The sequence below is a fragment of the Bacteroidota bacterium genome (assembly GCA_016194975.1).
GTDB lineage: Bacteria > Bacteroidota > Bacteroidia > Palsa-965 > Palsa-965.
The window spans coordinates 60,494-78,084 of the sequence record JACQAM010000001.1; the positions used below are offsets into that span (position 1 = coordinate 60,494).

Here is a 17,591-nt window from a genome sequence, read left to right on the forward strand (position 1 = left end):
GTTTTTATTTGAATGTTATAATTAAACGCGGCGACGTTTTGGAGGACGACAGCCGTTGTGCGGGATCGGTGTAAGATCTATGATCTCGGTTACTTCTATACCAGCCTGGTTCAAAGTACGGATCGCGGATTCGCGGCCTGCACCCGGGCCTTTCACATAAACCTTCACCTTTCGGAGTCCGTTTTCATAAGCAGTTTTCGCTGCATCCCCTGCTGCAGTCTGAGCTGCATAAGGCGTATTCTTTTTAGAACCACGGAATCCCATTTTTCCGGCACTCGACCAGGAAATAGTCTGACCGGAAAGATTCGTCAGTGTGATGATGATATTGTTGAATGTGGCATTGATGTGTGCTTCGCCAATAGCATCCACTTTCACCGTGCGTTTGCGTGCGGCCACTTTACCGGCAGGAGCTGTGCCTTTACCGGTTGTTGCCTGTTGTGCTTGTTGTTGTTTTGCCATGACTTTTTTTTTCAGTTATGCGGCGAAGAGAATTTCATCCGCAGAAAAAATTATTTTATTTAACGGCTTTCTTTTTATTAGCAACTGTTTTGCGTTTCCCTTTTCGCGTACGCGCGTTGTTCTTTGTGGTTTGCCCGCGAACAGGAAGTCCGTTACGATGGCGCATACCGCGATAACTGCCGATATCGACGAGACGCTTGATATGCAACTGAACTTCTGAACGAAGTGCGCCTTCTACTTTGAAATTATCAGAGATGGCCGAACGGATCTTGTTCAACTGATCGTCATTCCATTCCTGGACTTTCGTGTCGAAGTCCACACCGGCTTTGTTCAGAATTTTACGGGCGGTACTGCGGCCAATGCCGAAGATGTAGGTCAATCCTATTTCGCCTCTTTTGTTTTTCGGTAAATCAATTCCAGCAATCCTTGCCATTTATGTTTGTTTTATCGGGATACGTTTAACTATAATAATTTCCAGGATCAGTTTTTCTGACGCTGTTTGAATTTCGGATTCTTTTTATTGATCACATAAAGACGTCCTTTGCGGCGAACCACAATGCATTCGGGACTTCTTTTCTTGATTGATGTTCTGACTTTCATTGTATAGTTATTTCAGGTTTACTCAACTTCTTGATTTTATTTATAACGGTATGATATTCTTCCTTTGGTGAGATCATACGGTGATATTTCCACTTTTACTTTATCTCCGGGAAGGATCTTGATATAATGCATCCTCATCTTTCCCGAAATATGCGCAGTAATCACGTGACCATTTTCAAGCTCTACGCGGAACATCGCGTTAGAGAGCGCTTCGATGATCGTGCCGTCCTGCTCAATTGATGGTGTTTTCGCCATGCTTTATAATTCAATTTTCATTTCTTTCAGAACATTTTCTATTTCTTCAAAAGAGGAAAGAATGTCGGCTTTCCCTTTAGTGACGGCTATCGTGTGCTCATAGTGAGCGCTCGGCATTCCATCTGCTGTTGTGATGGTCCATCCATCTGATTCCTGGCGAACATTTCGCTTCCCCATATTAATCATGGGTTCTATTGCTATGACCAGTCCTTCGGCGAGTTTCGGTCCGCTTCCCCTTTTTCCATAATTAGGAACTTCAGGTTCTTCGTGCAGATGTTTCCCAACACCGTGACCAACCAATTCGCGCACCACGGAGAATCCATTTTTTTCCGCGTTAAGCTGAACTGTTTCGCTGATGTCGCCGATCCTTCCACCGATAGATGCGCGCTCTATTCCAAGAAGCAGGCATTCCTTAGTAACGCGAAGGAGCTTCAAGACAGAAGGTTTCACATCACCGACAGGAAAAGTAAATGCGCTGTCTCCGTAATAACCATTCATCAGCACACCACAATCCACTGAAACAATGTCGCCATCTTTTAGTTCATATTTTCCGGGGATTCCGTGAACCACTTGAGCATTTACAGAAATGCAAAGTGTTCCGGGAAATCCGCGATAACCTTTGAACGCTGGTTTTCCATCATTATCCATAATGAATTCCTCCGCCAGTTTATCGATGGCAGCAGTAGTTTTTCCGGGGATGATTTCCCGTGCTACAGTTGCGAGTGTTTTTCCAACAAGTAAAGAACTACGTCGTATTAATTCTATTTCTTCGTGCGATTTGTACTTGATCATTCTTTAGTACTGTGCTGTAGCAGTCATACCAACGGATGAACGGCCTTTGATTCGACCTGATTTCATCAGACCATCGTAGTGACGCATGAGAAGATAACTTTCAATTTGTTGTAAAGTATCGAGCACAACGCCTACGAGAATAAGAATACTTGTACCACCGTAGAATTGTGCAAATTCGTTCGACACGCCAAAATGAATTACGATTGCAGGAAGGATCGCAACAACTGCGAGCATAAGAGCTCCGGGTAAGGTAATTCGAGACATGATCATGTCGATATATTCCGCTGTTTTCTTTCCGGGTTTTACTCCGGGAATGTATCCTTCATTTCGTTTCATTTCCTCTGCCATCATATTCGGGTTGACGGTGATCGCAGTATAGAAATAAGTGAATACAACAATGAGCAATGCCGTAAATGCATTATACCAGATTCCATAGTGGTTTCCGAATTCGCGCACAAACCAACTCACTTCGCCTTCTGAATTCCGGGTTGCAAATCCGGCGAGTTGTATCGGTATCATTACGATAGCCTGAGCAAATATGATGGGCATTACACCAGACGCATTCACTTTAAGAGGAATGTAATTTCTTTGTCCGCCGTATTGACGATTACCTACTATTCTTTTTGCAAAGTGAATAGGAATTCTCCGCGTTCCCTGCACGAGCAGAATACAACCTACGACAACACAAAGCAAAACCGCCAGCTCCACAAGGAACATGATTAGTCCGCCGCCTGTTGATTCTAAACGTGAACCGAATTCAGTTGAAATAGCAAACGGAAGTCGCGCCACAATTCCTATCATAATGATCAGCGAAATTCCATTACCGATTCCTTTGTCTGTAATTTTTTCGCCTAGCCACATCACGAAAACAGTTCCTGTTACGAGAATAAAAACAGCTTCGAACCACCAGAAGGTAGATTGATCACGCACAGCACCTGTTTTATCTGCAACTTGTGAAGCGAGATATCCGACAGCCTGCATAGCAGTGATAATGATGGTAAGGTAACGCGTATACTGATTGATTTTTTTTCTGCCGCTTTCCCCCTCACGCTGCAAACGCTGAAAATGAGGTAACGCCATTGTCAATAACTGGAGAATAATAGAAGCAGAAATGTACGGCATGATGCCAAGTGCAAAAATAGAAGCACGTGAGAAAGCTCCTCCCGCAAAAATATTGATGAGTTGCAGAATCCCTTCGTCATTCGTATGAGAACGTCGTAAAGCTTCCGGATCGACACCGGGAATTACCACGTAACTTCCGAGACGATAAATCAGCAGGAAGCCAAGCGTGTAAAGGATACGCTGGCGAAGTTCCTCGATGGAAAAAATATTCCTTATGGTACCAATGAATTTCTTCATATCAGAGCGTTATCGCTGAACCGCCTTTTGCTTCAATGGCTGCTTTAGCCGAAGCAGAAAATGCATGTGCTTTAATTTCAATTCCTGATTTCAATTCGCCGCGACCAAGAATTTTCACTTTATCATTTTTGTTAGCCAATCCATTCTCAATGAGAATTTCGGGCGAAACGGATTTCAATTTTCTTTTTTCAACGAGTATCTGCAATGAATCAAGGTTGATGCCTTTGTATTCAACACGATTCATATTGGTAAAACCGAATTTCGGTAACCGGCGCTGCAACGGCATTTGTCCGCCTTCGAATCCGCGTTTGGAAGAATATCCGGAGCGGGATTGCGCTCCTTTGTGACCACGTGCAGATGTTCCGCCTTTGCCGGAACCTTGTCCGCGCCCTTTGCGTTTGCCTTCGTGCTTGGTTGAGCCCTTTGCCGGTTTAAGATTACTTAAGTTCATTGCGATTCTTCGTTAGCAGTTAAATATTTTCAACTTTCACCAGGTGCTGCACACGGGCGATCATTCCCTGTACCTGTGGTGTGGAATTTTTTTCTACGGAACGATGCATTCTTTTCAATCCCAATGCAAGAAGTGTTTGCTTCTGGCGCTCGGGATAATCGATGCAACTTTTTATCTGTGTGATGCGGATCTTTGACATAGTGAATTGATTTATCCGTTGAATACTTTTTCGAGTGTGATTCCGCGTTGCTGTGCAATGGTGAATGCATCGCGCATCTGCATGAGCGCATCCATTGTAGCTTTCACAACGTTGTGTGGATTGGATGATCCTTTACTTTTTGCTAGCACATCTGTGATTCCAACGCTTTCAAGCACTGCCCGCATGGCACCACCTGCAATAACGCCGGTACCATGTGAAGCTGGCTTAAGAAATACCAACGAGCCACCAAATTTTCCCTGTTGTGCATGAGGCACTGTTCCATTTACAATGCAAACTTTCATCAGGTTCTTTTTCGCGTCTTCGATAGCCTTGGTGATAGCATCAGTTACTTCTTTCGCTTTACCAAGTCCATAACCGACAACACCTTTTTCATTACCAACGACAACGATGGCGGTGAATGAAAATGTGCGGCCACCTTTAGTAACCTTGGTAACGCGCTGAACTGCGACCAAGCGGTCCTTAAGTTCAATGTCGCTTGACTTTACACGTCTTACGTTTCCGTTTGCCATTTTATTTAGTTCAGTTTCTTTTTGTGTTCGATAAATCAGAATTTCAATCCATTCTCACGTGCTGCATCAGCGAGCGCTTTTACGCGACCGTGAAAGAGATAACCACCGCGATCGAAAACAGCAACCTGAAAACCAGAAGCAACTGCTTTTTTTGCAATGGCAGCGCCAACCAGTTTAGCTTTTTCGATCTTGTTGATCTTCTTCGAAGCGATCTCTTTCTCCATTGAAGAAGCAGTAGCGAGTGTTACTCCTTTTACATCATCAATGAGCTGCACATAAATTTCTTTATTGCTGCGATAAACGCTCAATCGGGGAGAAGCGGACGAGCCGGATAATCGTTTTCTAATCCTCATCCGGATACGGTCTCTGCGTTGTGATTTTGTAATAGCCATTTTTATCTTGTCTTGTCTCGGTTTTTGCCGAAACTGTTTATTTCATTTATTATTTACCTGCTGCTTTTCCAGCTTTACGACGCAGGATCTCGTTAACATATTTTATTCCTTTTCCTTTGTAAGGTTCTGGTTTACGCAACGACCGGATCTTTGCAGAAACCAGTCCGAGTAATTCGTTATCTGCACATTCAAGAATGATCTTTGGATTCTGACCTTTTTCTGCAGTTGTTGCGATCTTAATCTCTTTTGGCAATTCGAAAATTACGTTATGCGAATAACCAAGTGTCAATTCAAGTTGCTGACCTTTTGCCTGTGCGCGATATCCTACACCGACCAATTCCTGTTCGGTTTTATAACCACGAGCAACCCCATCTATCATATTTGCGATCAAAGCGCGATACAAACCGTGTAATGCTTTATGGCGCTTCTGTTCGGTAGGACGACTAAGCGTTACCACACCATTTTCCACTTTTACAGAAATGGCAGGATCAAGCGTTCTCTTCAATTCTCCTTTAACACCTTTAACGGTGACCACATTCTTTTCATTGACGCTGACATCAACGCCTTTGGGCAGAGTGATCGGAAGTTTACCTATTCGTGACATGGCTTTTGCTTCTTCGTGAATTATTAATAGACATAACAAAGTACTTCCCCGCCGACATTTTCTTTTTTTGCTTCCTTATCGGTCATTACACCTTTGGAAGTGGAAAGGATGGCAATACCGAGTCCGTTAAGAACCCGCGGCATGCGATTAACGCCGGAATATTTTCTAAGTCCTGGAGAAGAAATGCGAACAAGTCCGCGAATAGCAGATTGTTTAGTAACAGGATGGTACTTCAGAGCGATCTTGATTGTTCCCTGTGCTTTTTCAGCTTCATCAAATTTATAATTGAGAATATATCCTTTCTCAAATAAGATCTTGGTGATCTCTTTTTTCATCCTGGAAGCGGGAACTTCCACAACGCGATGACTTGCTTTAATCGCATTCCTGACTCGGGTCAGGTAATCGGAAATGGTATCTGTCATTTTTTTTTGTCTTATATTTTATCCCGCACGCAGGATAATTATACAAAACGCAATTACTTGCGTCCGCCAATTTTCTGGCGGAGAATGGCTGCTTCGTGCTTACCAGCTAGCCTTGGTTAATCCGGGAATCTTACCGTTGAGAGCAAGATCGCGTAACATATTCCGGCAAAGTCCGAATTGACGGCTGTATCCGCGAGGTCTTCCTGTGAGTTTGCACCTGTTACGGAGGCGAACTTTTGAAGAGTTTCGAGGAAGTAATGCCAGTTCTGACCACTTGCCTTCTTTTTTGAGTTGGGCACGCTTTTCAGCATAACGATCCACAAGTTTGCGGCGTTTTACTTCCCGTGCTTTCATTGATTCTTTTGCCATGTTTTCCTTAAAGGGGCTGCAAAGATAGTTATTTTTTATTATTCTTGAACGGTAAACCGAACTCAGCAAGAAGTGATTTTGCTTCTTCATCCGATTCTGTATTGGTAACGAATGTGATGTCCATTCCCATTATCTTATTCACCTTGTCAATATCGATTTCAGGAAAAATGATCTGTTCTGTGATACCGAGTGTATAATTTCCGCGACCATCAAAACCTTTTTCATTTATTCCACGAAAATCACGGATTCTTGGTAAGGAAGCAGAAATAAGGCGATCCAGAAACTCATACATTTTATCGCCTCGCAAAGTGACTTTTACACCTATAGGAACTCCTTTGCGAAGTTTAAAATTGGAAATATCTTTTCTTGATATTGTTGAAACCGGACGCTGGCCTGTTATCTGTCCGAGTTCTTTGATAGCTCCTTCGATAAGTTTTTTATCAGAAACCGCATCGCCGATGCCCTGGTTGATACAGATCTTTTCTATACGCGGCACCTGCATGGAGCTTGTGAAATTGTATTTTTTCTGCAAGGCAGGAACTACCGTTTCACGGTAGAATTTTTTCATTCTCGGAGTGTAAGTTGTAGTAGCCATTATTTGATAACCTCCTCTGATCTTTTTGAGTAACGTTCCAGTTTACCTGTTTCTTCATTTACGCGACGACCTACGCGTGTAGGAGTTCCATCAGGGCCAACGAGCATCAGGTTTGAAATATGAATTGTTGCAGCAACATCCACAATTCCTCCCTGAGGATATTTTGCAGTCGGCTTTGTATGTTTTTTCACAGTCAATCCTTCGAGCACAGCGCGGTTCGATGATTGATCGACTGAAACGACTTTGTATTGTGTATCGGCACTTTTGTGTTCTCCGGTTATCACAACAACGGTGTCGCCTTTTTTTATTTTGAGTTTAGACATCGTATTAAAATTAAAGCACTTCGGGTGCAAGTGAAATGATCTTTGAATAATTTGTTTCGCGCAATTCTCTCGCCACTGGTCCGAAGATGCGCGTTCCCCGCAATTCGTCCTGTGCATTCAGAAGAACACATGCATTATCATCGAAACGGATATAGGATCCATCGGGACGGCGGATCTCTTTGCTGGTTCTGACCACAACAGCTTTGGAAACCGTTCCCTTTTTGATGTTTCCTGAGGGGATTGCATTCTTTACAGAAACAACAATTTTATCTCCAATAGAAGCATATCTTTTTTTGGTTCCGCCAAGTACGCGAATGCAGAGCACTTCTTTTGCTCCGCTGTTGTCAGCTACTGAAAGCCTGGATTCCTGTTGTATCATCGCTCAACTACTTTTGAAATGATTGAATAATTATTTTGCACGCTCTACGATCGCAACCAGGCGCCAGGTTTTATTTTTACTGAGTGGTCTTGTTTCCATGATGCGCACCGTGTCGCCAATATTGCATTCGTTTTTTTCATCATGCGCCATGAAGGTAGACGTCTTCTTGACGTACTTACCATACTTCGGATGTTTTACTTTCCGCTCAACAGCAACAACAATTGACTTCTGCATTTTGTTACTGATAACTGTTCCGGTTTTTTCCTTGCGGTCGGCCCTTTTGAGTGTATTTTCCATTTTGTTTTTCAGAATGACTTTTATCAATATTTAGTTGGCAGCGGTAGCACGTTTATTGATCTCCGTTTGAATGCGCGCTATAGTACGCCGTGCCGTTCTTATCTTGAGCGGGTTTTCGATCGGCGAAACCGCATGGTTGACTTTCATTTTCACCAATTGGCCTTTTTCTTCTGCCAGGCGATCTTTCAATTCGGTATCAGACAACTGCTGTATTTCTTTCTGGTTCATTGCTAAGAATATTTTTATTAAGCGTTTTCAGGAGTGTAGTCAGGACGAACGATGAATTTAGTTGTAACAGGAAGTTTTTGTGCACCAAGGCGCAACGCTTCTTTTGCAGTAGCAACAGGAACGCCGTCGGCTTCGAAAAGAATGGTTCCTTCTTTCACAACTGCAACCCAGTATTCAGGTGCACCTTTTCCTTTTCCCATACGAACTTCAGCTGGTTTTCGGGTGATCGGTTTATCAGGGAATACGCGGATCCAAACCTGGCCTTCGCGTTTGAGGAAACGGGTCATCGCAACACGGGCAGCCTCCAATTGTTTGCCCGTAACCCAACATTCTTCCACAGCTTTCAATGCGAATGATCCGAAAGCGATCGAATGACCACGAGTTGCTTTTCCGTGGATCTTCATCTTATGCTGTTTCCTGAATTTTGTTCTTTTCGGTTGTAACATTTTATGATAATGCTATGGCGTTAATATTCTCTGAATTATTTCGATTCACCTGCACCTTCTTTACGTGGACGGCGCTGGCGATTACCGCGGCTTCCGCCGGAAGAGGGTCCTTTTTTCTCTCTTGCTGAATTCTGTGCATTAGGAGAAAGATCTCTCTTGCCATACAATTCTCCTTTGCAGATCCACACTTTCACACCGATCCTTCCATAGGAAGTATGAGCTTCTGAAAGTGCATAATCAATATCAGCGCGAAGCGTGTGAAGCGGAACGCGTCCTTCCATGTACCCTTCAACCCTTGCGATCTCTGCACCAGCAAGACGGCCTGAACATTTTACTTTTATTCCTTCAGCACCCATTCTCATAGTAGAAGCGATCGCCATTTTAATTGCGCGGCGGAACGAGATGCGACCTTCGATCTGGCGGGCGATGCTATCAGCAACAAGCCTTGCGTCGAGTTCAGGACGTTTGATCTCGAAAATATTGATCTGCACTTCTTTCTTCGTGAGTTTCTTGATCTCTTCTTTCAATTTATCCACTTCTTTTCCGCCTTTTCCAATGATGATTCCGGGGCGTGCGGTATGAATAGTTACCGTAATGAGTTTCATGGTGCGCTCGATCACAATTTTAGAGATGCTGCCTTTGGCAAGACGCGCTTTCAGATAATTGCGGATCTTTTCATCCTCCACCAGTTTATCTGCATAGTTCTTTCCTCCGAACCAATTCGATTCCCATCCGCGGATGATACCGAGCCTGTTGCCTATTGGATTAGCTTTTTGTCCCATTCTGTTTTCTCTTTTATAGTAATTAAGCGTTTGTGATCTGGTCAATTATGAGTGTCACATGATTTGATCGTTTATTTAAACGATGTGCACGTCCCTGTGGAGCTGCCTGAATTCTCTTGAGAATTGTTGCACTGTCCACCATAATTGTTTTTACAAAAAGTTCATCGGCATTCGCTGTGCTACCCGATTTCTTTTCGTAGTTAGCGATAGCAGACCGCAGTAATTTTTCGAGACGCCCTGCTGCTTCTTTATCTGTGAATCTCAGAATATTCAATGCTTTGAAAACTTCTTTCCCGCGGATAAGATCTGCGCAGAGGCGCATCTTTCTCGGGGAAGTGGGAACATTCCGGAGACTTGCGATATAAGTGGTCTTCATCGCTTCTTTACGTGCATTCGCTACGAGTTCTTTTCTGCGTGCCATTTGAAAAACTTTCAGTTAGTTATGCTGTTGTTGCTGTACTGGTTGCTTTGTCTTTGTTTCCGGAATGACCACGGAAAGTGCGCGTAGGCGCGAATTCCCCGAGACGATGTCCGACCATATTTTCAGTTACATAAACAGGAATAAATTTATTTCCGTTATGCACCGCGAACGTATGTCCGACGAAATCCGGTGTGATCATAGAACGGCGTGACCAGGTTTTGATCGCCTGTTTTTTTGAGCCGGCATTCATAGCGACAATTTTCTTGTCGAGTTTCGGATCAACGAAAGGACCTTTCTTAAGTGAACGTGCCATTGTATTTCTTTTAAACTCTTATTAATTATTTTTTACGTCGTTCAATGATGTACCTGTTAGAGGCTTTTTTAAGTGAACGTGTTTTCAAACCTTTTGCTTTCAAACCTTTTCTTGATCTTGGATGCCCGCCTGATGCACGTCCTTCTCCTCCTCCCATTGGGTGGTCGACCGGATTCATAGCTACTCCACGATTTCTTGGGCGGCGACCAAGCCAGCGGTTGCGTCCGGCTTTACCATGCTTCTGAAGATTATGATCGCTATTGGAAACCGATCCGATAGTTGCAAGACAGGTAACCAGCACCATTCTGGTTTCACCAGAAGGCATCCGAAGAACGGCGAAGCGTCCTTCACGTGCGCTCAACTGAGCATACGATCCTGCACTGCGCGCAATTTTCGCACCTTGTCCGGGACGCAATTCAATATTATGAACGATGGTTCCAAGCGGAACATCAGAAAGAAAAAGTGCATTACCTACATCAGGATTGGCTTTTTTCCCGGCCATTACTTGCTGCCCAACTTTCAATCCATTCGGAGCTATGATGTATCGCTTCTCTCCGTCTTTATAAACTACGAGCGCAATTCTTGCAGAACGATTCGGATCATATTCGATTGTTTTCACTGTTCCTGCAATGTCGTGTTTGTCTCTTTTGAAATCGACAAGGCGATAAAGTTTTTTATGACCGCCACCGATATAACGCATGGTCATTTTACCAGTAGTATTTCTTCCACCTGTACGTTTATGTGTTGTCAACAAACTTTTTTCCGGCGTATCTGTGGTAATGTCATCCATCGTAACAGTGATACGATGACGCATTGCTGGAGTGAGCGGACGATATTTTCTGAGTGTCATTTCCTGTTTTATTTATCAGAGATTACTATAGAAATCAATCATGTCACCTTTCTTAAGTGTAACGATTGCTTTTTTATTACGATTGGCCACGCCGATCTGCATACCACTTTTTGTGTAACGCGAACGCACTTTGCCGATATAATTCATCGTGTTGACCGACTTAACTGTGACACCATAAGTTTTTTCAACTGCTTTCTTGATATCGAGTTTGTTTGCTTTTTTCTGAACGACAAATCCGTACCGGCCTGTTTTTTCCGCGTTGGCGGTCAGTTTTTCTGTGATGATCGGTTTTACAAGAACGCTCATGGCTTAATTTTTAAGAAGATTTTCGAGAGTTGCAATAGAACTTTCGGACAAGAGAAGATTTCCGGCATTAAGAATATCGTAAGTAGTGAGTTCTGCTGCAAGCAGAACTTTTGCACGATTCAAGTTACGTGAGGAGAGATACACATTCTCATTCCTGCTGCCAAGAACAAGTAATGTTTTCTTCTCGGCGAGTTTCATGTTATTCAGAAACTCATTGTATTTACTGGTCTTAGGTGCGTCAAAGTTCAGGTCTTCTACAACTGTGATATTATTTTCTTTTGCTTTATAGGAAAGTGCGGATTTGCGCGCAAGCGATTTTACTTTCTTATTTAATTTAAAATCGTAATCGCGTGGCCGTGGACCGAACACTCTTCCGCCCCCGCGGAATAAAGGAGATTTCATACTTCCCGCACGTGCGCCCCCGGTACCTTTCTGACGCTTGAGTTTCTTAGTGGTGCGCGCAATATCGGCGCGCTCTTTCGACTTGTGAGTACCCTGGCGCTTTGCGGCAAGGAACTGTTTGACGTCAAGATAAATGGCGTGATCATTCGGTTCAATAGCGAACACAGCATCACTTAGCTTTACCTTTTTTGATGTTGCTTTTCCGTCCTGATTATAAACTGCGAGTTCCATATTATTTGCGGATAAGAACGTATGAACCTTTTGAACCGGTAACTGAACCTTTAACTACAAGAAGATTTTTTTCCGGCATAATTTTCACTATTTCGAGATTCTGAATATTTACCTGATTACCACCCATCCTTCCCCCCATGCGCATGCCCGGCATAACGCGCGCTGCATTCGATGAATTGCCCAGAGATCCCGGTGCACGGTTCCGATCATGTTGCCCGTGTGTATTTCCGCCTACACCACTGAATCCATGACGTTTTACAACACCCTGGAATCCTTTACCCTTGGAAATTCCGCGAACATCAACCAGTTCACCTTCTTTGAAAAGTTCAACTGTGATCACGTCGCCTGCATTCTTCGTTTCTTCAAAACCGCGGAACTCAGCAACTTTTCTTTTAGGAGTTGTATTCGCTTTTTTGAAATGACCCTGCATTGATTTTGCAGTATGTTTTTCCTTCTTTTCGTCAAAGGCGAGTTGGAGTGCTTCATAGCCGTCCTTCTCCTTGGTTTTTACTTGCGTCACCACGCAAGGACCTGCCTCTATAATTGTGCATGGAACATATTTTCCATTGGCACCAAAGACACTGGTCATTCCGATTTTTTTACCAATTAGGCCTGACATTGTTTTATTTAATTTGAATTGATTTTAATTCACTATTGATTAGGGAACTTTTATTTCTACTTCAACTCCGCTCGGTAATTCGAGTTTCATCAAAGCATCTACTGTTTTGGAAGTTGAGCTGTAAATATCCAGCAGTCGCTTGTAGCTGCAAAGCTGAAATTGCTCGCGTGCTTTTTTATTCACGTGCGGCGAACGCAATACGGTATAAATTCTTTTATGTGTTGGCAGCGGAATTGGTCCACTCACAACTGCACCGGTACTTTTAACCGTTTTAACGATCTTCTCAGCCGACTTATCAACGAGATTATAATCGTAGGATTTCAGTTTGATGCGGATTTTCTGGCTCATATTTTTTTTATTTAAAAGAACGTTATGCTTTTACAGTTTTTTTTCCGTTTGCTTTTGCGATCACTTCCTCTGAAGTGCTGCGCGGTGCTTCTGCATAATGTGAAAATTCCATTGTGGAAGAAGCACGGCCTGATGTAATCGTACGCAATTGTGTAACGTAACCGAACATTTCAGAAAGAGGAACTTTTGCTTTTACTACCTGCACTCCCGCGCGGGAATCCATTCCTTCAATTTGTCCGCGACGTTTATTAAGATCTCCGACAACATCTCCCATATTCTGCTCAGGTGTAAGTACTTCAACTTTCATGATTGGTTCAAGCAGGATCGGTTTAGCTTTTGGGGTAGCTTCTCGATAAGCAGTTTTAGCGCAGATCTCAAATGAAAGAGAATCGGAATCCACGTCGTGATAGGAACCATCTGTGAGGATCACCTTCATAGTTTGAATTGGATATCCAGCGAGAACACCGTTCACCATTGAAGCACGGAATCCTTTTTCCACTGCAGGAATAAATTCTCGCGGAATATTTCCACCGGTAATTTCATTCTCAAACTGCAATCCACCGTTCTTCGCATCGGGAACAAAATCTGCATCGACAGGTGAGAGTGTAAATTTGATATCAGCAAATTTTCCGCGACCGCCTGTTTGCTTCTTATAAACTTCACGATGCTCAATTGTTCCCGTAATTGCTTCTTTGAAATTAACCTGTGGTGCGCCCTGGTTAACTTCAACTTTGAATTCACGACGCAAACGATCGACAATAATTTCGAGATGCAATTCGCCCATTCCGCTGATAATAGTTTGGCCGCTATCTTCATCAGTATTTACCCGGAAAGTAGGATCTTCTTCGGCCAGTTTTGCAAGTGCAACCCCGAGCTTATCAAGATCTACCTGCGTCTTAGGTTCTATTGCAAGTCCAATGACCGGTTCAGGAAAATTCATTGCTTCGAGAACAATAGGATGATTCTCATCACAAAGTGTATCCCCGGTTTTAATGTCTTTGAATCCAACCGCTGCTCCGATATCACCTGCATCAATAAAAGGAATCTGGTTCTGTTTATTTGCATGCATTTGAAAAATGCGCGAAATCCGTTCTTTGTTACCAGAACGTGTATTTAAAACATAAGAACCGGAATCAAGATGCCCTGCATAGCAACGGAAATAAGCAAGACGTCCTACAAAAGGATCCGTTGCAATTTTGAATGCAAGTGCAGTAAATGGTTCCGTTACATCCGGCTTTCTTGAAACTTCTTCTTCTGTGTCAGGATTTATTCCTTTGATATTTTCTTTGTCGACAGGTGATGGCATTAATTCCATTACATAATCGAGCATCGTCTGTACTCCTTTATTCTTGAAAGCAGACCCACAAACCATCGGCACAACTTTATTGGCAAGACAAGCTTTGCGAAGCGCGGCAAGAATTTCTACTTCGGTAATTGAATTCGGATTCTCGAAGAATTTTTCCATGATCTTGTCATCGAATTCCGAAACTGATTCCAATAATTTTTCTCTCCAGTGAGCAACATCCTCCAGCATATCGGCAGGAATCGGAACAACATCATACGTCATTCCCTGGTCCGCTTCGTTCCATACTATTCCACGATTATTGATAAGATCAACTACCCCTTTGAAATTTTCTTCACCCCCAATAGGAAGTTGTAATGGAACCGGATTTCCACCGAGGATTTCCCTAACCTGTTTTACAACATTCAGAAAATCGGCACCGGCGCGATCCATTTTATTTACAAAACCAATGCGGGTGACATTGTAATTATTTGCAAGTCTCCAGTTCGTTTCTGATTGGGGTTCTACACCATCAACAGAAGAAAAAAGAAAAACAAGACCATCCAATACACGAAGCGAACGATTGACTTCCACAGTGAAGTCAACGTGACCCGGTGTATCAATGATGTTCATTTTATATTTATTGTCCCGGTAATTCCAGAAACAAGTTGTAGCGGCAGATGTAATGGTAATACCACGTTCCTGTTCCTGCACCATCCAGTCCATTGTTGCAGCTCCATCGTGAACTTCACCGATCTTGTGGTTGACTCCTGCATAATAGAGAATCCGCTCCGTGCACGTTGTCTTGCCCGCATCAATATGTGCAGCAATCCCGATATTTCTTGTAAATTTTAAGTCGCTCATAATTTTATCCCCGCAATTATTACAGACGGAAATGTGCATAGGCCTTATTGGCTTCTGCCATCCGGTGGGTATCTTCTTTCTTTTTAAATGCAGCACCTTCTTCTTTTGCCGCTGCAAGTATTTCAGCTGCCAAACGACCGGCCATTGATTTTTCATTTCGTATACGCGCGTACGAAATAAGCCATTTCATTCCGAGAGCTGTGCGGCGCTCGGGCCGAATTTCCTGCGGAATCTGGAATGTTGCTCCACCTACCCGGCGGCTGCGAACTTCCACATTCGGAGTAACGTTTGTCAGCGCTTTTTTCCAGGTTTCCAATCCGTCCTGCTCTCCTTTTTTCTGAACGATCTCGATCGCATCATAAAAAATATTGTAGGCACCGGATTTTTTTCCCTGGTACATCAAACTATTTACAAATCGTGTTACTAAAAGATCTTGAAATTTAGGATCAGGTAACAGCGGACGTTTTTTTGCTCTTGCTTTTCTCATTGGATATTACTGCTAGTCGTCTGAGGATTTATTTTTTAGGGGCAGCTTTTGCACCACCTACTTTAGCTTTTTTGGTTCCGTATTTTGAGCGCCGTTGATTTCTTCCTTCCACACCTGCTGTATCCAACGCTCCACGAATGATGTGATAACGCACTCCGGGAAGATCCTTCACACGACCGCCACGCACCAACACGATAGAGTGCTCCTGAAGATTATGTCCTTCACCCGGAATGTAAGCGATTACTTCCAATTTATTGGTCAAACGAACTTTTGCCACTTTGCGAAGAGCGGAATTCGGTTTCTTCGGCGTTGTAGTATAAACACGAGTGCAGATTCCACGCTTTTGCGGGCAACTGTCAAGGGCTGCAGATTTACTCCTGTTCGAAGCTCTGAAGCGACCTTTTCTGACCAACTGTTGGATAGTAGGCATGAGTGGTATAATTATTTGATGCTCAATTTTTTAACAAAAACTTTTTACCCCAGTCCAGTTTTTGGGGAGGGCAAAGGTACTAATTCTTCGAAATAAACAACACGTTGTGAAAATTTTTTTTCTTGAAAATCAGGAAGTAATGGGCGCTTTGACCTGACCGGGCAAATTTTATTTGAATCAAGAAAAAAGTGGCCTGGATGGGCTGAAAAATCATTCGAAAATTTCCGAAAACGGATTTTATTAAGCCCGCGAGTAGTCATTTCCTACATTTGACCTCCATGTCAGTCACCATCCAATCCTCATCCTGGTTTCAACCCGAAAAAATCTATACCAACGAGGACTTTTTCAGGGAATTTCCGGAAACTATCGGTGCCGGGCTTGAAAAAATAGGTGTTGTTTCGAGGGCGATCGCTTCGGAAGATGATGTTTCTTCTGATCTCGCTCTCAAAGCCGCTCAAAAGCTTTTGAAGGATCAGAATTTCGACAAGAATAAATTGGGACTCCTGGTTTATTGCTCCGCCGATTTCGATTACTACACACCGGCAACGGCCTGCGTACTCCATGGCAAACTGGATCTTCCTCATCATTGCGGTGCATTCGATCTTACTCTCGGATGCAGTGCATTCATCTACGCGCTATCTGCCATTAACGGAATGTTGCAACTCAATGAAATTGATCACGCACTTTTGCTTACTGCGTCAACATTAACCCGTTTGATACATCCGAAAGACCGGCCGAACAGATTTCTGTTTGGTGATGCAGGATCTGCAACTCTTATTTCCAGATCGGGAAATGGCTCGCTTGGACCATTCGTTTTCGGCACCGATGGAAAAGGTTTTGAAAAGATAATTGTGCGCGACGGTTATCTCCGACATCCGCTAAGTGATTCTTCTTACAAGGATGAAAAAGATGAATACGGCAACATCACCAACCCTGCAAGTTTTTACATGGACGGGATGAACGTCTTTCTTTTTTCGTTGCGCATTGTACCGAAAATGCTGAATGAACTTTTTGAGAAAGCACATTTGAATAAAAATGAGATCGATCTTTTTATTTTTCATCAGCCGAATGTTTTTCTGAATGAAACGCTGCGGAAAAAATTGGACATTCCGGAAAATAAATTCGTACACTGTATGGATAAATTCGGCAATACTGTGCAAGCCACTATTCCTATTGCCATTTGTGAATCGATGAAGAACGGAAGATTAAAACCGGGAATGACCGTGGTACTTGCCGGATTCGGCGTGGGACTTTCCTGGAGCGCATGCATTGCCCGATTCTGATCCTTGCAAATTCTTACTTTTGAAAAATTACAAGTGATAATGGATAGTATTGAAATTTTTATCGGGAAGATTGAAAAGGAAATCGACGGAATTCAGCCGGGTACATTGAAACCCGAAACGAATTACCGTGACCTGCCCGAATGGAGTTCCATGCACGCGCTCGTTCTCATTGCACTTTCTGAAACCGAATACAACGTGACACTCACCGGCGAAGATCTGCGCGTATGCAAAACAGTGAGCGATCTTTACAGCATTATCAAAAGCCGTAACTGA

32 protein-coding genes are annotated in these 17,591 nt (G+C 43.2%); 2 read left to right on the forward strand and 30 right to left on the reverse strand.

The window, feature by feature from the left end; genetic code table 11:
• Nucleotides 1-21: 21 nt before the first annotated feature.
• From rpsK to HY064_00420, 30 genes are all read right to left on the reverse strand, one after another.
• Nucleotides 22-459 (reverse strand): 30S ribosomal protein S11, encoded by a 438-nt coding sequence (gene rpsK, locus HY064_00275; GenBank protein ID MBI3509068.1) that lies wholly within the window; start codon nt 457-459, stop codon nt 22-24.
• A gap of 55 nt (nt 460-514) precedes the next feature.
• The gene (rpsM, locus tag HY064_00280; GenBank protein ID MBI3509069.1) at nt 515-892 is read right to left on the reverse strand and encodes a 30S ribosomal protein S13; all 378 of its coding nucleotides are present in this window, start codon (nt 890-892) and stop codon (nt 515-517) included.
• Between the two features lie 47 nt (nt 893-939).
• On the reverse strand, nt 940-1,059 hold the full coding sequence (rpmJ, locus tag HY064_00285; GenBank protein MBI3509070.1) for a 50S ribosomal protein L36: 120 nt from the start codon (nt 1,057-1,059) through the stop codon (nt 940-942).
• 36 nt (nt 1,060-1,095) lie between these two features.
• Nucleotides 1,096-1,314, reverse strand: a complete 219-nt coding sequence (gene infA, locus HY064_00290; GenBank protein ID MBI3509071.1) for a translation initiation factor IF-1 — start codon at nt 1,312-1,314, stop codon at nt 1,096-1,098.
• A gap of 3 nt (nt 1,315-1,317) precedes the next feature.
• The gene (map, locus tag HY064_00295; GenBank protein ID MBI3509072.1) at nt 1,318-2,106 is read right to left on the reverse strand and encodes a type I methionyl aminopeptidase; all 789 of its coding nucleotides are present in this window, start codon (nt 2,104-2,106) and stop codon (nt 1,318-1,320) included.
• Between the two features lie 3 nt (nt 2,107-2,109).
• Entirely contained in the window at nt 2,110-3,465 is a 1,356-nt protein-coding gene (gene secY, locus HY064_00300; GenBank protein MBI3509073.1) for a preprotein translocase subunit SecY, read from the reverse strand.
• Between the two features lies 1 nt (nt 3,466).
• Nucleotides 3,467-3,916 (reverse strand): 50S ribosomal protein L15, encoded by a 450-nt coding sequence (gene rplO, locus HY064_00305; GenBank protein MBI3509074.1) that lies wholly within the window; start codon nt 3,914-3,916, stop codon nt 3,467-3,469.
• A gap of 19 nt (nt 3,917-3,935) precedes the next feature.
• The gene (rpmD, locus tag HY064_00310) at nt 3,936-4,115 is read right to left on the reverse strand and encodes a 50S ribosomal protein L30 (GenBank protein MBI3509075.1); all 180 of its coding nucleotides are present in this window, start codon (nt 4,113-4,115) and stop codon (nt 3,936-3,938) included.
• 11 nt (nt 4,116-4,126) lie between these two features.
• Complete coding sequence (rpsE, locus tag HY064_00315; GenBank protein ID MBI3509076.1) at nt 4,127-4,645, reverse strand: 30S ribosomal protein S5; 519 nt, start codon at nt 4,643-4,645, stop codon at nt 4,127-4,129.
• 35 nt (nt 4,646-4,680) lie between these two features.
• A complete protein-coding gene (gene rplR / locus HY064_00320) occupies nt 4,681-5,037 on the reverse strand; it encodes a 50S ribosomal protein L18 (protein ID MBI3509077.1) in 357 nt (118 codons plus the stop codon).
• 49 nt (nt 5,038-5,086) lie between these two features.
• Entirely contained in the window at nt 5,087-5,641 is a 555-nt protein-coding gene (gene rplF, locus HY064_00325; GenBank protein MBI3509078.1) for a 50S ribosomal protein L6, read from the reverse strand.
• 23 nt (nt 5,642-5,664) lie between these two features.
• The gene (rpsH, locus tag HY064_00330) at nt 5,665-6,063 is read right to left on the reverse strand and encodes a 30S ribosomal protein S8 (protein MBI3509079.1); all 399 of its coding nucleotides are present in this window, start codon (nt 6,061-6,063) and stop codon (nt 5,665-5,667) included.
• Nucleotides 6,064-6,162: 99 nt separating this feature from the next.
• On the reverse strand, nt 6,163-6,432 hold the full coding sequence (gene rpsN, locus HY064_00335; GenBank protein MBI3509080.1) for a 30S ribosomal protein S14: 270 nt from the start codon (nt 6,430-6,432) through the stop codon (nt 6,163-6,165).
• A gap of 28 nt (nt 6,433-6,460) precedes the next feature.
• Entirely contained in the window at nt 6,461-7,027 is a 567-nt protein-coding gene (gene rplE, locus HY064_00340; GenBank protein ID MBI3509081.1) for a 50S ribosomal protein L5, read from the reverse strand.
• Nucleotides 7,027-7,350, reverse strand: a complete 324-nt coding sequence (rplX, locus tag HY064_00345) for a 50S ribosomal protein L24 (protein MBI3509082.1) — start codon at nt 7,348-7,350, stop codon at nt 7,027-7,029. The genes rplE and rplX overlap by 1 nt, the downstream gene beginning before the upstream one ends.
• Nucleotides 7,351-7,360: 10 nt before the next feature.
• A complete protein-coding gene (gene rplN / locus HY064_00350) occupies nt 7,361-7,729 on the reverse strand; it encodes a 50S ribosomal protein L14 (protein MBI3509083.1) in 369 nt (122 codons plus the stop codon).
• A gap of 30 nt (nt 7,730-7,759) precedes the next feature.
• A complete protein-coding gene (gene rpsQ, locus HY064_00355; GenBank protein ID MBI3509084.1) occupies nt 7,760-8,026 on the reverse strand; it encodes a 30S ribosomal protein S17 in 267 nt (88 codons plus the stop codon).
• 30 nt (nt 8,027-8,056) lie between these two features.
• Nucleotides 8,057-8,254, reverse strand: coding sequence for a 50S ribosomal protein L29 (rpmC, locus tag HY064_00360; GenBank protein ID MBI3509085.1), 198 nt, complete (start codon nt 8,252-8,254; stop codon nt 8,057-8,059).
• Nucleotides 8,255-8,271: 17 nt separating this feature from the next.
• A complete protein-coding gene (gene rplP, locus HY064_00365) occupies nt 8,272-8,700 on the reverse strand; it encodes a 50S ribosomal protein L16 (protein MBI3509086.1) in 429 nt (142 codons plus the stop codon).
• Between the two features lie 35 nt (nt 8,701-8,735).
• The gene (gene rpsC / locus HY064_00370) at nt 8,736-9,482 is read right to left on the reverse strand and encodes a 30S ribosomal protein S3 (protein MBI3509087.1); all 747 of its coding nucleotides are present in this window, start codon (nt 9,480-9,482) and stop codon (nt 8,736-8,738) included.
• 22 nt (nt 9,483-9,504) lie between these two features.
• Nucleotides 9,505-9,903 (reverse strand): 50S ribosomal protein L22, encoded by a 399-nt coding sequence (gene rplV, locus HY064_00375; GenBank protein MBI3509088.1) that lies wholly within the window; start codon nt 9,901-9,903, stop codon nt 9,505-9,507.
• Between the two features lie 19 nt (nt 9,904-9,922).
• Nucleotides 9,923-10,216, reverse strand: a complete 294-nt coding sequence (gene rpsS, locus HY064_00380) for a 30S ribosomal protein S19 (protein MBI3509089.1) — start codon at nt 10,214-10,216, stop codon at nt 9,923-9,925.
• 25 nt (nt 10,217-10,241) lie between these two features.
• A complete protein-coding gene (gene rplB / locus HY064_00385) occupies nt 10,242-11,066 on the reverse strand; it encodes a 50S ribosomal protein L2 (protein ID MBI3509090.1) in 825 nt (274 codons plus the stop codon).
• Between the two features lie 15 nt (nt 11,067-11,081).
• Entirely contained in the window at nt 11,082-11,372 is a 291-nt protein-coding gene (gene rplW / locus HY064_00390) for a 50S ribosomal protein L23 (GenBank protein MBI3509091.1), read from the reverse strand.
• 3 nt (nt 11,373-11,375) lie between these two features.
• The gene (gene rplD, locus HY064_00395; GenBank protein MBI3509092.1) at nt 11,376-12,005 is read right to left on the reverse strand and encodes a 50S ribosomal protein L4; all 630 of its coding nucleotides are present in this window, start codon (nt 12,003-12,005) and stop codon (nt 11,376-11,378) included.
• A gap of 1 nt (nt 12,006) precedes the next feature.
• Entirely contained in the window at nt 12,007-12,624 is a 618-nt protein-coding gene (rplC, locus tag HY064_00400) for a 50S ribosomal protein L3 (GenBank protein ID MBI3509093.1), read from the reverse strand.
• Nucleotides 12,625-12,663: 39 nt separating this feature from the next.
• Nucleotides 12,664-12,972 carry a 30S ribosomal protein S10 gene (rpsJ, locus tag HY064_00405; GenBank protein ID MBI3509094.1) on the reverse strand — a complete coding sequence of 103 codons (309 nt, stop codon included), beginning with the start codon at nt 12,970-12,972 and terminating at the stop codon, nt 12,664-12,666.
• A 22-nt stretch (nt 12,973-12,994) separates the two neighbouring features.
• Nucleotides 12,995-15,121 carry an elongation factor G gene (fusA, locus tag HY064_00410; GenBank protein MBI3509095.1) on the reverse strand — a complete coding sequence of 709 codons (2,127 nt, stop codon included), beginning with the start codon at nt 15,119-15,121 and terminating at the stop codon, nt 12,995-12,997.
• Between the two features lie 16 nt (nt 15,122-15,137).
• Entirely contained in the window at nt 15,138-15,605 is a 468-nt protein-coding gene (gene rpsG, locus HY064_00415; protein MBI3509096.1) for a 30S ribosomal protein S7, read from the reverse strand.
• A gap of 28 nt (nt 15,606-15,633) precedes the next feature.
• Nucleotides 15,634-16,035, reverse strand: coding sequence for a 30S ribosomal protein S12 (locus tag HY064_00420; protein MBI3509097.1), 402 nt, complete (start codon nt 16,033-16,035; stop codon nt 15,634-15,636).
• Between the two features lie 278 nt (nt 16,036-16,313).
• Here HY064_00420 and HY064_00425 point away from each other — a divergent pair, with 278 nt between their 5' ends.
• Together HY064_00425 and HY064_00430 are read left to right on the forward strand one after the other, a co-directional pair.
• Complete coding sequence (locus tag HY064_00425; protein MBI3509098.1) at nt 16,314-17,318, forward strand: ketoacyl-ACP synthase III; 1,005 nt, start codon at nt 16,314-16,316, stop codon at nt 17,316-17,318.
• A 39-nt stretch (nt 17,319-17,357) separates the two neighbouring features.
• Nucleotides 17,358-17,591: an acyl carrier protein gene (locus HY064_00430; protein ID MBI3509099.1), complete on the forward strand. Its 234-nt coding sequence runs from the start codon at nt 17,358-17,360 to the stop codon at nt 17,589-17,591.

Excerpts from the sequence above, each read along its gene's own strand:
- rpsK (MBI3509068.1), bottom strand. The coding sequence starts at position 459 with ATGGCAAAACAACAACAAGCACAACAGGCAACAACCGGTAAAGGCACA.
- rpsM (MBI3509069.1), bottom strand. The coding sequence starts at position 892 with ATGGCAAGGATTGCTGGAATTGATTTACCGAAAAACAAAAGAGGCGAA.
- rpmJ (MBI3509070.1), bottom strand. The coding sequence starts at position 1,059 with ATGAAAGTCAGAACATCAATCAAGAAAAGAAGTCCCGAATGCATTGTG.
- infA (MBI3509071.1), bottom strand. The coding sequence starts at position 1,314 with ATGGCGAAAACACCATCAATTGAGCAGGACGGCACGATCATCGAAGCG.
- map (MBI3509072.1), bottom strand. The coding sequence starts at position 2,106 with ATGATCAAGTACAAATCGCACGAAGAAATAGAATTAATACGACGTAGT.
- secY (MBI3509073.1), bottom strand. The coding sequence starts at position 3,465 with ATGAAGAAATTCATTGGTACCATAAGGAATATTTTTTCCATCGAGGAA.
- rplO (MBI3509074.1), bottom strand. The coding sequence starts at position 3,916 with ATGAACTTAAGTAATCTTAAACCGGCAAAGGGCTCAACCAAGCACGAA.
- rpmD (MBI3509075.1), bottom strand. The coding sequence starts at position 4,115 with ATGTCAAAGATCCGCATCACACAGATAAAAAGTTGCATCGATTATCCC.
- rpsE (MBI3509076.1), bottom strand. The coding sequence starts at position 4,645 with ATGGCAAACGGAAACGTAAGACGTGTAAAGTCAAGCGACATTGAACTT.
- rplR (MBI3509077.1), bottom strand. The coding sequence starts at position 5,037 with ATGGCTATTACAAAATCACAACGCAGAGACCGTATCCGGATGAGGATT.
- rplF (MBI3509078.1), bottom strand. The coding sequence starts at position 5,641 with ATGTCACGAATAGGTAAACTTCCGATCACTCTGCCCAAAGGCGTTGAT.
- rpsH (MBI3509079.1), bottom strand. The coding sequence starts at position 6,063 with ATGACAGATACCATTTCCGATTACCTGACCCGAGTCAGGAATGCGATT.
- rpsN (MBI3509080.1), bottom strand. The coding sequence starts at position 6,432 with ATGGCAAAAGAATCAATGAAAGCACGGGAAGTAAAACGCCGCAAACTT.
- rplE (MBI3509081.1), bottom strand. The coding sequence starts at position 7,027 with ATGGCTACTACAACTTACACTCCGAGAATGAAAAAATTCTACCGTGAA.
- rplX (MBI3509082.1), bottom strand. The coding sequence starts at position 7,350 with ATGTCTAAACTCAAAATAAAAAAAGGCGACACCGTTGTTGTGATAACC.
- rplN (MBI3509083.1), bottom strand. The coding sequence starts at position 7,729 with ATGATACAACAGGAATCCAGGCTTTCAGTAGCTGACAACAGCGGAGCA.
- rpsQ (MBI3509084.1), bottom strand. The coding sequence starts at position 8,026 with ATGGAAAATACACTCAAAAGGGCCGACCGCAAGGAAAAAACCGGAACA.
- rpmC (MBI3509085.1), bottom strand. The coding sequence starts at position 8,254 with ATGAACCAGAAAGAAATACAGCAGTTGTCTGATACCGAATTGAAAGAT.
- rplP (MBI3509086.1), bottom strand. The coding sequence starts at position 8,700 with ATGTTACAACCGAAAAGAACAAAATTCAGGAAACAGCATAAGATGAAG.
- rpsC (MBI3509087.1), bottom strand. The coding sequence starts at position 9,482 with ATGGGACAAAAAGCTAATCCAATAGGCAACAGGCTCGGTATCATCCGC.
- rplV (MBI3509088.1), bottom strand. The coding sequence starts at position 9,903 with ATGGCACGCAGAAAAGAACTCGTAGCGAATGCACGTAAAGAAGCGATG.
- rpsS (MBI3509089.1), bottom strand. The coding sequence starts at position 10,216 with ATGGCACGTTCACTTAAGAAAGGTCCTTTCGTTGATCCGAAACTCGAC.
- rplB (MBI3509090.1), bottom strand. The coding sequence starts at position 11,066 with ATGACACTCAGAAAATATCGTCCGCTCACTCCAGCAATGCGTCATCGT.
- rplW (MBI3509091.1), bottom strand. The coding sequence starts at position 11,372 with ATGAGCGTTCTTGTAAAACCGATCATCACAGAAAAACTGACCGCCAAC.
- rplD (MBI3509092.1), bottom strand. The coding sequence starts at position 12,005 with ATGGAACTCGCAGTTTATAATCAGGACGGAAAAGCAACATCAAAAAAG.
- rplC (MBI3509093.1), bottom strand. The coding sequence starts at position 12,624 with ATGTCAGGCCTAATTGGTAAAAAAATCGGAATGACCAGTGTCTTTGGT.
- rpsJ (MBI3509094.1), bottom strand. The coding sequence starts at position 12,972 with ATGAGCCAGAAAATCCGCATCAAACTGAAATCCTACGATTATAATCTC.
- rpsG (MBI3509096.1), bottom strand. The coding sequence starts at position 15,605 with ATGAGAAAAGCAAGAGCAAAAAAACGTCCGCTGTTACCTGATCCTAAA.
- HY064_00420 (MBI3509097.1), bottom strand. The coding sequence starts at position 16,035 with ATGCCTACTATCCAACAGTTGGTCAGAAAAGGTCGCTTCAGAGCTTCG.
- HY064_00425 (MBI3509098.1), top strand. The coding sequence starts at position 16,314 with ATGTCAGTCACCATCCAATCCTCATCCTGGTTTCAACCCGAAAAAATC.
- HY064_00430 (MBI3509099.1), top strand. The coding sequence starts at position 17,358 with ATGGATAGTATTGAAATTTTTATCGGGAAGATTGAAAAGGAAATCGAC.